General features: G+C 69.9%; 9 protein-coding genes and 1 tRNA gene. 3 read left to right on the top strand and 7 right to left on the bottom strand.

Annotation, left to right across the window (positions count from 1 at the left end; translation table 11 throughout):
- Window positions 1–93: 93 nt before the first annotated feature.
- Together OG858_RS37740 and OG858_RS37735 are read right to left on the bottom strand one after the other, a co-directional pair.
- Window positions 94–540 (bottom strand): hypothetical protein, encoded by a 447-nt coding sequence (locus OG858_RS37740; protein ID WP_086749768.1) that lies wholly within the window; start codon window positions 538–540, stop codon window positions 94–96.
- A gap of 115 nt (window positions 541–655) precedes the next feature.
- Window positions 656–1585: a hypothetical protein gene (locus OG858_RS37735; protein ID WP_328544002.1), complete on the bottom strand. Its 930-nt coding sequence runs from the start codon at window positions 1583–1585 to the stop codon at window positions 656–658.
- 385 nt (window positions 1586–1970) lie between these two features.
- On the opposite strand from OG858_RS37735, the gene OG858_RS37730 reads away from it, so the two are divergent.
- The gene (locus OG858_RS37730; protein WP_086749766.1) at window positions 1971–3341 is read left to right on the top strand and encodes a glycoside hydrolase family 43 protein; all 1371 of its coding nucleotides are present in this window, start codon (window positions 1971–1973) and stop codon (window positions 3339–3341) included.
- A gap of 136 nt (window positions 3342–3477) precedes the next feature.
- On the opposite strand, the gene fusA is transcribed toward OG858_RS37730, so the two are convergent.
- From fusA to sucC, 5 genes are all read right to left on the bottom strand, one after another.
- On the bottom strand, window positions 3478–5559 hold the full coding sequence (fusA, locus tag OG858_RS37725) for an elongation factor G (protein ID WP_328544003.1): 2082 nt from the start codon (window positions 5557–5559) through the stop codon (window positions 3478–3480).
- A 415-nt stretch (window positions 5560–5974) separates the two neighbouring features.
- Window positions 5975–6059, bottom strand: a tRNA-Leu gene (locus tag OG858_RS37720).
- A 186-nt stretch (window positions 6060–6245) separates the two neighbouring features.
- Window positions 6246–7811, bottom strand: coding sequence for an aldehyde dehydrogenase family protein (locus tag OG858_RS37715; RefSeq protein WP_328544004.1), 1566 nt, complete (start codon window positions 7809–7811; stop codon window positions 6246–6248).
- 140 nt (window positions 7812–7951) lie between these two features.
- Window positions 7952–8869 carry a succinate--CoA ligase subunit alpha gene (gene sucD / locus OG858_RS37710; protein WP_086749958.1) on the bottom strand — a complete coding sequence of 306 codons (918 nt, stop codon included), beginning with the start codon at window positions 8867–8869 and terminating at the stop codon, window positions 7952–7954.
- 11 nt (window positions 8870–8880) lie between these two features.
- A complete protein-coding gene (gene sucC, locus OG858_RS37705) occupies window positions 8881–10011 on the bottom strand; it encodes an ADP-forming succinate--CoA ligase subunit beta (RefSeq protein WP_328544005.1) in 1131 nt (376 codons plus the stop codon).
- A 188-nt stretch (window positions 10012–10199) separates the two neighbouring features.
- Between sucC and OG858_RS37700 the strand changes: the two genes are divergently transcribed.
- Together OG858_RS37700 and frc are read left to right on the top strand one after the other, a co-directional pair.
- Window positions 10200–11885 carry a thiamine pyrophosphate-binding protein gene (locus OG858_RS37700; RefSeq protein WP_319064115.1) on the top strand — a complete coding sequence of 562 codons (1686 nt, stop codon included), beginning with the start codon at window positions 10200–10202 and terminating at the stop codon, window positions 11883–11885.
- Window positions 11886–11895: 10 nt separating this feature from the next.
- On the top strand, window positions 11896–13161 hold the full coding sequence (frc, locus tag OG858_RS37695) for a formyl-CoA transferase (protein WP_319064116.1): 1266 nt from the start codon (window positions 11896–11898) through the stop codon (window positions 13159–13161).
- Window position 13162: the final 1 nt, after the last annotated feature.

Raw genomic sequence — 13162 nt, 5'->3', positions numbered from 1 at the left:
GGCGGCCGGTTCCGGACGTTCGTCAGCTCTGTCGGCAAGGGCTCGGGCGGCCCGGGGTGGTCGGTACCGTGCCGCCCGTGCCGGTCGGACGGATCAGGTGAGGTTGACCCCGCAGCCGCCGTTCACCCACTGGTGCGACATGATGTTGTTGTCCACGATCTGTCCGTTGGTGAAGTTGTTGTCTGTCAGGTTGTCGGCGTACAGCTCGCCCGGGTGGAGGCAGGTGTGGCCTCCTTCGTGGTTCCGCAGGTAGAAGAACTTGACGATCGCCAGATTGCCGGTGTAGCCGCGGTTCATGACGGACGAGGCCCTGTTGCTGGAGTTGCCCCAGTCGCCGCTGCTGTTGGGGGTACCGATCAACTGCTCGCCCGAGCAGTCCTGGCCGTCCCAGGCGTACACGTTGCCGTTGCGCGGACCCCACTTGCTGTCACAGCCGGGGCCCGCGACGGCGCTCTCGGCTGCCTGCGCGGTGGCGGTGGGTACGACGACGCCCAGAGCGGTGAGCCCGAGAAGCGCTGCCGTGACGGTGAACTTGCGCATGGTGTTTCCCCTCGTTTCGGTTGATGGTGCGGGGTGGCGGTGCGGCGGTGACGGTGCGCAGGGCGGTTGCCCGGTGCCGCCACCGGTGAACGGTGTGCGCCGGCGCGCGAGATGGTCAGTCGCGCGCCGGAACGATGCGCACCGCCCGGTCGTAGGCCTGCCGACCGAGGTTCCGGTAGGTGTCGAGATCCTTGCCGTACCGGTCGCGCAGGCGGTCCTGGTAGTGGGTCTCCCGGGCCGACACCACGGCCCGGAGGGACGTCTCGCGGGCGCAGGTCGCGTCCGCCAGGGCCGTCCTACGCTCGGCGGCGAACGCCTCGTCGGCGCGAGCGGCGCCCAGCCGACTGGTGTTGACCCGGGCGGCGTCGCGGGCCGCCTGGGGGTCCTTGTAGGGCTGCCCGGCCTTCGTCATGCACCGGGCCCATGCCTGTACCGCCGCACTGAACTGACGGTCCTTCAGTAGGTCGTCGGCGTAGAGGGCGTTGAGGCCGGCAGCGACCTTGCTCGTGCGGAACCAGGCGGCCGGGTCGCCGTAGAGCTTGCGCTCGGCCTCCTCGGTGCAGCCGCCGACGCGCTTGCGGATCTCACCGCCGCCCGGCAGCGGCGCGGTGAGGAGCCGGGCGTCGTCGCCGCCGTCGAGTGCGATGTCGAAGGCGTCGCGCCGGGACGGGGAGAGGCTCTGACGGTAGGTGCCGATGGGGTTGTCCTCACGGACTTCCTGGCTCTTCGCATCGATCCGCCCGCCGTACCCGTACGTAAGGGCCCACGCCACGTCGTCCTGGACGTAGCGCACCGGGCGGCTCTCCTGGAGGGTCAGGGTGCGGTCCTCCCAGTAGGTGAAGCCCTGGCGTTTCATGCACTGGGCCGTCAGGCGCTGCTGGGCGTCGTTGTTGCGCAGTTCCTGCTGCCAGGTCAGCGCCGGGGGACGCGGCTGCCGGTCCGCCTGCTCCCGGCCCCCGTCGCCGCTGTCACCGCCGGCGCATCCGGTGGTGACGGCCGCGGTGGCCGCCATGACCACGCACAGAGACATGAGCGCTCGTCTCATGACCTCCACCCCCCTTGGCCTCATCCGTCCCGTTTCCGGGCTCCGTCGCTGCTGACGACTCAAGAGTTGCTCCGCCGCCCACCGGGGTCGACGGGTTTCCTGTTGCCCTCCTGTGCGGCAACCGGGAAACGGGGGGCGACCTGCGGAAACACGGAACCGGAGGCAACGCCGGAGTGGTACGGGGGGAAGGGGAAGGCGGGCACAGCCGCATCACAGCGGAGTCAGGGCGGGCTCAAAGCGGAATCTCGTCTCGCAGAAAACCTGACCGAATCCATTGACGCGCACATGCCCCCCTCTTATCTTCTGACCGAAGTTCCGCACAAGAGCCGACATTTCGAACAACATCCCACGCTTCAAGGCAGTTCACGCAGCGACGGGACGAGCGTTGAACAGAACCCTCAGGGCAGTCCTCGCCCTACTCACCTCGGTGGCCGCCCTCCTGGGGCTCACCACCGCCTTCGCCGGCGCGGCCGGAGCCGCCCACCCGTCGGCGGGACAGGCGACGCGGTACACCATGACCGCGTTCACCAACAGCAGCGAGTCGAACATGTACGTCTACGACTCGCCGGACGCGACCGGGTTCACCCTCCAGAAGGGCCCGGCGTACACCCCGCCCTCCGGCCTGATCCGTGACCCCAGCATCTTCAAGCACACGGACGGCTACTACTACCTGACCTACACCACCCGCACCTGGTCGGCGCTCTCCACCACCATCGGCTTCGCCCGCTCCACCGACCGCGTCAACTGGACCTTCCTGTACGACTACACGGTCCCGATCAGCGGTCTGCAGCGCGCCTGGGCGCCCGAGTGGTTCGTCGACACCAACGGCAGCGTCAACATCATCCTGTCCGCGTCCGTCGCGGCCGGCGGCGAGTGGATCTTCAAGCCGTACAAGCTGACGGCGACCAACTCCGCTCTCACCGCCTGGTCCGCACCGACCGTGCTCTCCGGCATCAGCCCGAACTACATCGACACCTTCATCGTCAAGATCGGCTCCACCTACCACGCGTTCACCAAGAACGAGACGACCAAGTACATCGAGTACGCGACCGCCTCCAGCCTCACCGGCCCGTACACCTTCCAGAAGACCGGAAACTGGGCCGGCTTCGGCTCCGGGAAGGAGGGCCCGGCGCTCGTCCAGCTCGACAACGGCGGCTGGCGGATCTACTACGACGCCTACGGCGACCAGAAGTACTGGTACAGCGACAGCTATGACAACTTCGCCACCTGGTCGACCCCGACCGAACTGCCGGGCCTCACCGGCTTCGTACGCCACCTGACCGTCCTCAAGGAGACCGTGTCCGGCGGCGTCACCCTGCCGACCAACACCACCCGGTCCCTGCAGTCCGTCAACTACACGGGCCGCTACGCCGTGGTCCGCTCCGACAGCCTCGGCTACGTCGACCCGGTGACCTCCTCCAGCACCACCGCCGTCAAGCAGAGCGCGACCTTCACGGTCGTGCCCGGCCTCGCGGACGCCAACTGCTACTCCTTCCGCGACTCCGCCGGCCGCTATCTGCGCCACTGGGACTACCGGATCCGCTTCGCCACGGACGACGGCACGACCGTCTTCGACAAGGACGCCACGTACTGCGCCCGACCCGGCACGGCTTCCGGCACGGTACGCCTGGAGTCGTACAACTACCCGGGCCGCTACATCCGGCACTACAACTACGAGCTGCGCCTGGACGTGTACCAGGCGACGGACACCTTCCGCGCCGACAGTTCCTTCAGGGCGGTGAGCCCCTGGGCCTGACCGCGCGGTGACAGCGCCGGAGGGGCTGAGAGTTCAGCCCCTCCGGCGTTCGAGGAGCGGGGTCCGGGGCGGAGCCCCGGGCATGGGACGGGTAGGGGCGGCGGGGGCGAGGAAAACTCCCCGCCCCCGCCAACCTCTAACTCACCGGCACCGTCCCCGGCGCCGGGGCGTACCCCGCGGGCCGCGTCGTGAACGTGCCCCGCCCCTGCGTGCGGCTGCGCAGCCGCGTCGCGTACCCGAACAACTCCGCCAGCGGCACGGTCGCGGTGATCACCACCGAGCCCGCCCGGGGCACGGAGTCCGAGACCCGGCCCCGGCGCGCCGCGAGATCACCGAGCACCCCGCCCACGGCATCCGCGGGCACGGTGACCGTGACGTCGACGACGGGTTCGAGGAGACCCATCACACCGACCCGCATGGCCTCCCGGAGCGCGAACCGCCCGGCCGTGCGGAACGCCATCTCCGAGGAGTCCTTGGAGTGGGTCGCCCCGTCGGTCAGGGTGACGCTCAGCCCGGTCACCGGGTGACCGCCGAGCGGCCCTTCGGCGAGGGCGTCACGGCAGCCGGCCTCGACCGCGCGGACATACTCCTGCGGCACCCGGCCGCCGACGACGGTCGATCGGAAGACGAAACCCGTGGGGGCGCCACCGCCGTCGCCGTCCGCCTCCAGGGGTGCCACGTCGAGGACGACATGGGCGAACTGCCCGGCCCCGCCGTCCTGTTTGACGTGCCGGAAGACCAGACCGGACACCCCGCGCACGACCGTCTCGCGATAAGCGACACGAGGGCGACCGACGGCGACTTCGAGCCCCTGGCTCTGCCGGATCTTCTCCACCGCCACCTCCAGATGCAGTTCGCCCATTCCCGACAGCAGGGTCTGGCCGGTCTCGGGGTCGGTCCGTACGACCAGTGAGGGGTCCTCCTCGGCCAGGCGTGCGAGGGCCGTCGCGAGCCGGTCGGTGTCGGTGCTCTTCCGTGCCTCGACGGCCACCGACACCACCGGGTCGGCGACGGACGGGGGTTCGAGGAGCAGCGGCGCCACCGGCGCGCACAGGGTGGTCCCCGCGCGGGCCGACTTCAGCCCGACCACCGCGACGATGTCCCCGGCCACCGCCCGGTCCAGTTCGGCGTGCCGGTCGGCCCGGACGCGCAGGATCCGGCCGATCCGCTCGGTGCGCCCCGTGCCCGCGTCCAGCACGGTGTCCCCCTTCCGGATCGTTCCCGAGTAGAGCCTCAGGTAGGTCAGCCGTCCCGTGGCCGTGGCGCTCACCTTGAACGCCAGGGCCGCGACCGGCGCCTGTTCGTCGGCGGCCCGCTCCTGCTCCCTGCCGTCGTGCGTACCGCGTATGGGCGGCACGTCCAGCGGCGAGGGCAGATAGGCCACGACCGCGTCGAGCAGCGGTTCGATGCCACGGTTGCGGTAGGCCGAGCCGCACAGCACGACCACGCCCTCACCCGTGCGGGTCAGGTCACGCAGCGCGGAGGCCAGCGTCCGCGCGGAGAGCGTGGACTCGGCGCAGAACTCCTCCAGCGCCATGGGGTGCAGTTCCGCGACCGCCTCCTCCAAGCGCCGTCGGCGTCGCTCCGCCTCGTCCCGCAGGGCGTCCGGTACCGGCCCCTCCTCGGCCGTGTCGCCACCGTCCGCCCAGACCAGGGCGCGCATACGCAGCAGGTCCACCACTCCGACGAACCCGTCCTCCGTACCGATCGGCAACTGCACCACCAGCGGCGCCGGATGGAGCCGCTGACGGATCGACTCGACGGCCGTGTCGAGGTCGGCGCCCGCGCGGTCCAGCTTGTTGACGAAGGCGATGCGCGGTACGCCGTGCCGGTCGGCCTGCCGCCACACGGACTCGCTCTGCGGCTCGACCCCGGCGACCGCGTCGAACACCGCGATCGCGCCGTCGAGCACCCGGAGCGAACGCTCCACCTCATCGGCGAAGTCGACGTGGCCCGGGGTGTCGATCAGGTTGATCCGATGACCGTCCCAGGCACAACTCACGGCCGCTGCGAAGATCGTGATGCCGCGATCGCGCTCCTGCGGATCGAAGTCGGTGACGGTCGTGCCGTCGTGGACCTCGCCGCGCTTGTGCGTGGTCCCGGTGGCGTACAGGAACCGCTCGGTGACGGTGGTCTTGCCGGCGTCGACGTGGGCGAGGATGCCCAGGTTGCGGACGACGGTCAGAGGGTTGGTGATGTTGTCGACGTTGCTGCGCATGGCCCGTGGCCTTTCAGCTGAGCTGTTTCGGGGCAGCGCGATTCCCGTGCGGGGACGGCGGACGGCAAGGGTGAGCGCGCGGCCGGAGCTGTCACTCCACCCGCAGGCACATGGGTTTCGACGTCAGACGTTCGTCACGGACATCCGGTACCGGCCGCGCAGCGGGCACCGGACGGACGAGGACACGAGGATCACCTCGTACAGGGAACGGGGAACGACGACGGCGGTACGGTCACACACGGCCGGGCTCCCCTCTCTCGTCACTTGGTGGGGCGAGTCTAGGGAGGGCGGAGGGGCAGGCGCACCGCATTTTCAGCACCACGTTTTCAGCACCGCGTGCTCACACGGAGACCTCGCACGGAGACCTCGCACAAAAGAAAACCCCACCGACCGAAAGCGGTCGATGGGGTCGATGTGTCCGAGGGGGGACTTGAACCCCCACGCCCGATAAAGGGCACTAGCACCTCAAGCTAGCGCGTCTGCCATTCCGCCACCCGGACCAGGTGTCTGCCGCCTTGCCAGGGGTGTTCCCGGCGGCGACATGGACAACAATACCAAGCTTTCGGAGTGCCCTTCACCTGCATATCCACCTGCTTGTTCACGCCTCGGACGGGGTCGTGCGGGCCTCGGCGAGCAGGCCCGCACGACCTCACCAGAGGTGATCGGACGGTCACGATCCGGCCAGGTCAGGCCGCGGACGGCATGAGGTGGTACTCGGGGAAGTTGCCCGGCAGCCGCTCCCCCGCCGGACCGCGCGTGACGGCCCTGACGAGCAGCTCACCGCCGACGAAGGCGCCCCGCCAGGACGCGCCGAAGCCGCCGAAGAGCTCCTCGCGGTCGCCGCGCGAGCGGGGTGTGCCGTGGCCGACCTTGAACGCGCGGATCTGGGGTGCCAGCCGCTCGTACGTCGCGCGGTCGTCGGTGGAGAGGGTGGCGACGAGCGCGCCGTTCGAGGCGTTCATGGCGGCGAGCAGTTCGGCCTCGGTGTCGACCAGGACGATCGTGTCGACCGGGCCGAAGGGTTCCGCGTGGTGGAGCGGGGAGGACGAGGGTGGGTTGAGGAGGGTGACGGGCTGGACGTATGCGCCGGTGTCCTGGCCGGGCAGGAAGCGCGCGTCGGCGAGCCGGCCCCGGTGGAGCGGGACGGCGCCCCGGTCGACGGCCTCGGCGACCTGGTCGGTCAGCTCCTTGGCCTTGGCCGCGTTGATGACGGGCCCGAAGTCCAGCTTCGGGTACGGGTCGTCGGGGTGCTCCACGGCGAGGGGGTGGCCGATCCGGAGCGTGCGGACCGCCGGGAGGTACGCGGCCAGGAACTCGTCGAACAGCTCACGCTGGACGACGAAGCGCGGGTAGGCCGTGCAGCGCTGTTTGCCGTAGTCGAAGAGCTTGGGGATGACGGCGGTCAGGGTGTCCCAGTCCGTGTGGTTCCAGATGCCCCAGGTGTTCAGTCCCTCCTGTTCCAGTACGTGCCGTTTGCCGAGATCGGCCACGGCGGTGGCCACGGCGGCACCGGTGTCTCGGCCGCCGACGAAGGAGACGCAGCCGATCTCGGGGGCGCGGACCAGCGCCTCCGACAGTTCGCCCCCGCTGCCGCTGACGAGGGTGACGGGGAGGCCCTCGCGGGCGGCGAGCGCACCGGCCAGGGTGAGGCAGGCGACGCCGCCGTCGGTCGGGGCCTTGGCGATGACCGCGTTCCCCGCCAGCGCCTGGACCAGCATCGCGTGGACGAGCACGCTCATGGGGTAGTTCCAGCTGGCGATGTTGGAGACGGGGCCGTCGAGGGGGACGCGTCCTTCGACCATGGGCTCGATGCCGTCGACGTACCAGCGCACGCCGTCGATGGCCCGGTCCACGTCGGCCTGCGCGAGCCGCCAGGGTTTGCCGATCTCCCAGACGAGGAGCAGGGCGAGCAGTTCGCGGTGCTGGGTGAGGGCGTCGAGGGTGGCGGCGACCCGGGCGCGACGTTCGTCGAGGAGGACGTGGCGCCAGGCCCGGTGCTGGTCGAGGGAGGCGCGTACCGCCCGGTGCGCCGTGGCACCGTCCAGGCGGGGCGGGCCCGCGATGGGGCTGCCGTCGACGGGGCTGGTGGCGGGGAGTGGCCGGCCGTCGGCCTGCCAGGAGCCGTTCCAGTGGTTGAGGACCCGGTCGTCCCGGAATGCCTCGGGGGCGACGGCGAGACACCGCTGCCAGGCGTCGGTCCAGGCCGTGCCGGATTTGAGGGTGAGGTTGGGAGTGAGGGTGGATGGTGCCATGGGCTTCTCCGCTCTCGGTGCACAGTCGGGGGCGGGGGTGCGCCGACCACGATTGGGGTCGGGTGCCAAGGTGCTCGGGTGCCAAGGTGCTCGGGTGCCAAGGTGCTCGGGTGCCAAGGTGCTCGGGTACGGGTGAGAGGTCAGGCCTCGTCCTCCAGGGCGGCCAGCACCAGCCGGGCCGTCTCGGTGGGAGTGCTGCCGACCCGCACCCCGACCGCTTCCAGCGCCTCCTTCTTGGCCTGCGCCGTGCCGGACGAGCCGGAGACGATCGCGCCCGCGTGGCCCATCGTCCTGCCCTCGGGGGCGGTGAACCCGGCGATGTAGCCGACTACGGGCTTGGTGACGTGGTCGCGGACGTATGCGGCGGCCCGTTCCTCGGCGTCGCCGCCGATCTCGCCGATGAGGACGATCAGCTCGGTGTCGGGGTCGTTCTGGAAGGCGGCCAGGCAGTCGATGTGGGTGGTGCCGACGACGGGGTCGCCGCCGATGCCGACGCAGGTGGAGAAGCCGATGTCGCGGAGTTCGTACATGAGTTGGTAGGTGAGGGTGCCGGACTTGGAGACCAGGCCGATGCGTCCCGGCTTGGTGATGTCGGCGGGGATGATGCCGGCGTTGGACTGGCCGGGGCTGATCAGGCCGGGGCAGTTGGGGCCGATGACGCGGGTGCCCTTGGACTGCGCGTACGCGGTGAAGGCGACCGAGTCGTGGACCGGGATGCCCTCGGTGATGACGACGGCGAGGCCGATGCCGGCGTCGGCGGCCTCGACTACGGCCGCCTTGGCGAAGGCGGGCGGGACGAAGACGACGGTGACGTCGGCGCCGGTGACCTCGATGCCCTCGTGGACGGAACCGAAGACGGGGACGGCCATGGCGGTACTTCCCAGGCCTTCGAGGCACTGGGGGACGTCGAAGTCGACCGTCCGGCCCGCCTTGCGGGGGTTGACGCCGCCGACGACGTTCGTGCCGGCCGCGAGCATCCGGCGGGTGTGCTTCATCCCCTCGCCGCCGGTCATGCCCTGGACGAGGACCTTGCTCTCCTTGGTGAGGTAGATGGCCATGTCCGGGCTCCTCAGATCGCGTGGGCGAGGTCGGCGGCGCGGCGCGCGGCGCCGTCCATGGTGGTGGCCTGGTGAACGAGGGGATGGTCACGGTCGTCGAGGATGGCCCGGCCGCGTACGGCGTTGTTGCCGTCGAGGCGGACGACCAGCGGCTTGGTCAACTGGACGCTGTCCAGGGCCTGCACGATGCCGTCGGCGACCGCGTCGCAGGCGGTGATCCCGCCGAAGACGTTGACGAAGACCGACTTCACCTCGGGGTCGGAGAGGATGACGGAGAGGCCGTCGGCCATGATCCGGGCCGAGGCGCCGCCGCCGATGTCGAGGAAGTTGGCGGGGCGGGCGCCGCAGCCCGCGACCACGTCGAGGGTCGACATGACGAGTCCGGCGCCGTTGCCGATGACGCCGACCTCTCCGTCCAGCTTCACGTAGTTGAGGCCCTTGGCGGCCGCGGCCGCCTCCAGCGGGTCGTCGTGTGCGAGGCCCTCGTCGCCCCAACGCGTCTGCCGGAAGCTCGCGTTGTCGTCGAGGGTGACCTTGCCGTCGATGGCGAGGATCCGGCCCTGTGCGGTTCGGACGAGGGGGTTCACCTCGACGAGCAACGCGTCCTCGCGGGTCAGCACCTCCCAGAGCCGTACGAGGACGTCGACGGTCTGCGGGGGCAGGCCGGCGGCCCGCGCGATCTCGGCCGCCCTCGCCGAGGTGACGCCCTCGACGGGATCGATGGGGACACGGGCCACGGCCTCGGGCCGGGTCGCCGCCACCTCCTCGATGTCCATGCCTCCCTCGGCGGAGGCGATCGCGAGAAAGCGGCCGGCGGCGCGGTCGAGGACGTACGAGACGTAGAACTCGCTCTCGATCTCCGCGGGTTCGGCCACCATCACCCTGCGGACGGTGTGGCCCTTGATGTCCATGCCGAGGATCTGTCGTGCCGTCAGTTCGGTGGCGGCGGGGTCGGCGGCGAGCTTCACCCCGCCCGCCTTGCCGCGTCCGCCGGTCTTCACCTGCGCCTTGACGACGACGCGTCCGCCCAGCCTGCGGGCGATCTCCCGGGCCTCCTTGGGCGAGTCCGCGACCTCGGCCCTTGGCACCGGGATGCCGTGTTCCTCGAAGAGTTCCCTTGCCTGGTGCTCGAAAAGGTCCATTCCGGCTCCTGACTCAAAAGTGCCGCACGCCCCCTGGACACCACCCACCGGATGCGGGATAACAAGCTTCATACAGTATTCGTCGACTGTATGCAATCAACCGCGAGAGCGCTCCAGCACCGCTCCAGCACCTACGAAGACGCCCACCAAGGCCCACGAAAACCCCTACGAAGGGACAGGACTTCGCCATGCCCGACGGCAACAGCCAGGACCTCATCTCCGGTGGTCACCTCGTCGCCAAGGCACTCAAAGCGGAAGGTGTGGAGGTCATCTACACCCTGTGCGGCGGCCACATCATCGACATCTACGACGGCTGCGTCGACGAGGGCATCGAGGTCGTCGACGTACGCCACGAGCAGGTCGCCGCCCACGCCGCCGACGGCTACGCCCGCATCACCGGCAAACCCGGCTGCGCGGTCGTCACCGCCGGCCCCGGTACGACCGACGCCGTGACCGGTGTCGCCAACGCCTTCCGCGCGGAGTCCCCGATGCTGCTGATCGGCGGCCAGGGCGCGCACACCCAGCACAAGATGGGGTCCCTGCAGGACCTCCCGCACGTCGACATGATGACGCCGATCACCAAGTTCGCGGCGACCGTGCCGGACACGGCCCGTGCCGCCGACATGGTGTCGATGGCGTTCCGCGAGTGCTACCACGGCGCGCCCGGTCCCTCCTTCCTGGAGATCCCGCGCGACGTCCTCGACGCCAAGGTGCCCGTGGAGAAGGCACGCGTGCCCAAGGCCGGCGCCTACCGGGCCTCGACCCGGTCGGCCGGCGACCCCGAGGCCATCGAGAGGCTCGCCGATCTGCTGGTGCACGCCGAGAAGCCCGCGATCCTGCTGGGCAGCCAGGTGTGGACGACCCGCGGCACCGAGTCCGCCATCGAGCTGGTGCGCACGCTGAACATCCCGGCGTACATGAACGGCGCCGGTCGCGGCACGCTGCCGCCCGGGGACCCGCACCACTTCCAGCTCTCCCGCCGGTACGCCTTCTCCAACGCCGATGTCATCGTCGTCGTCGGGACGCCCTTCGACTTCCGCATGGGCTACGGCAAACGGCTGTCGCCGGACGCGACCGTCGTGCAGATCGACCTCGACTACCGGACCGTCGGCAAGAACCGCGACATCGACCTCGGGATCGTCGGCGACGCGGGCCTCGTGCTCAAGTCGGTGACGGAGGCGGCTTCCGGGCGCATCAACGGGGGCGCGTCGAGGCGCAAGGAGTGGCTCGACGAGCTGCGCGCCGCCGAGCAGACCGCCATCGAGAAGCGGCTGCCCAGCCTGAAATCCGACGCCTCGCCGATCCACCCGTACCGGCTGGTCAGCGAGATCAACGAGTTCCTCACCGAGGACTCCGTCTACATCGGCGACGGCGGCGACATCGTCACCTTCTCCGGTCAGGTCGTGCAGCCCAAGTCACCCGGGCACTGGATGGACCCGGGCCCCCTCGGCACCCTCGGCGTCGGCGTGCCCTTCGTGCTCGCCGCCAAGAAGGCGCGGCCCGACAAGGAGGTGGTGGCCCTCTTCGGCGACGGCGCCTTCTCCCTCACCGGCTGGGACTTCGAGACCCTCGTCCGCTACGACCTGCCCTTCGTCGGGATCATCGGCAACAACTCCTCCATGAACCAGATCCGTTACGGCCAGAAGGCCAAGTACGGCGAGGAACGCGAGCGCATCGGCAACACCCTCGGCGACGTCCACTACGACAAGTTCGCCCAGATGCTGGGCGGTTACGGCGAGGAGGTCCGCGACCCCGCCGACATCGGCCCCGCGCTCCAGCGGGCCCGTGAGTCGGGCAAGCCGTCGCTCATCAACGTCTGGGTCGACCCGGACGCGTACGCCCCCGGAACCATGAACCAGACGATGTACAAGTGAGGTGCCCCCGATGACCCCTACCGCAGGAACGTCCAGCGCAGGAACGTCGACCAAGGCTCTCGAAGGCATCCGCGTCCTCGACATGACGCACGTCCAGTCCGGCCCGTCCGCCACCCAGCTGCTCGCCTGGCTCGGCGCGGACGTGGTGAAGCTGGAGGCGCCGACCGGGGACATCACGCGCAAGCAGTTGCGCGACCTCCCGGACGTCGACTCCCTCTACTTCACGATGCTCAACTGCAACAAGCGGAGCATCACCCTCAACACCAAGACCGAGCGCGGCAAGGAGATCCTCACCGAGCTGATCCGGCGCTCCGACGTCATGGTCGAGAACTTCGGGCCCGGCGCGGTCGACCGCATGGGCTTCACCTGGGACCGCATCCAGGAGATCAATCCGCGTATCGTCTACGCCTCCATCAAGGGGTTCGGGGACGGGCCGTACACCAACTTCAAGGCGTACGAGGTCGTGGCGCAGGCCATGGGCGGGTCGATGGCGACCACGGGCTTCGAGGACGGGCCGCCGCTGGCGACGGGGGCCCAGATCGGGGACTCGGGCACGGGCATCCACGCCGTGGCGGGGATTCTCGCGGCGCTGTACCAGCGGGAGAACACCGGGCGCGGTCAGCGGGTCAACGTGGCCATGCAGCACGCCGTCCTCAATCTCTGCCGGGTGAAGCTGAGGGATCAGCAGCGGCTGGCACATGGCCCGCTCCGTGAATATCCCAACGAGGACTTCGGCGACGAGGTTCCCAGGTCCGGGAACGCGTCCGGCGGTGGCCAGCCCGGCTGGGCGGTCAAGTGCGCGCCGGGCGGCCCGAACGACTACGTGTACGTCATCGTGCAGCCCGTGGGCTGGCAGCCGATGAGCGAGCTGATCGGCCGGCCCGAGCTGGCCGACGACCCCGAGTGGGCGACGCCGGAGGCCCGGCTGCCCAAACTCAACAAGATGTTCCAGCTCATCGAGGAGTGGTCGTCCACGCTTCCCAAGTGGGAGGTGCTGGAGCGGCTCAACGCCCACAACATCCCGTGCGGGCCGATCCTCTCCACCAAGGAGATCATCGAGGACGAGTCCCTGGTCTCCAACGAGATGGTCGTCACCGTGCCGCATCCCGAGCGCGGCGACTTCGTGACCGTCGGCAGCCCGCTGAAGCTGTCCGACTCCCCCGTGGACGTGACCAGTTCTCCCTTGCTCGGCGAGCACAACGAAGAGGTCTACGTCGGCGAGCTGGGCCTCGGCGACGAGGAACTGCGCCTGCTCAAGTCGAACGGAGTGATCTGAT

Source organism: Streptomyces europaeiscabiei, assembly GCF_036346855.1.
Lineage (GTDB): Bacteria > Actinomycetota > Actinomycetes > Streptomycetales > Streptomycetaceae > Streptomyces > Streptomyces europaeiscabiei.
Note: the sequence above shows the minus strand (reverse complement) of the source record. Positions and strands in the feature narration are given on the sequence as shown.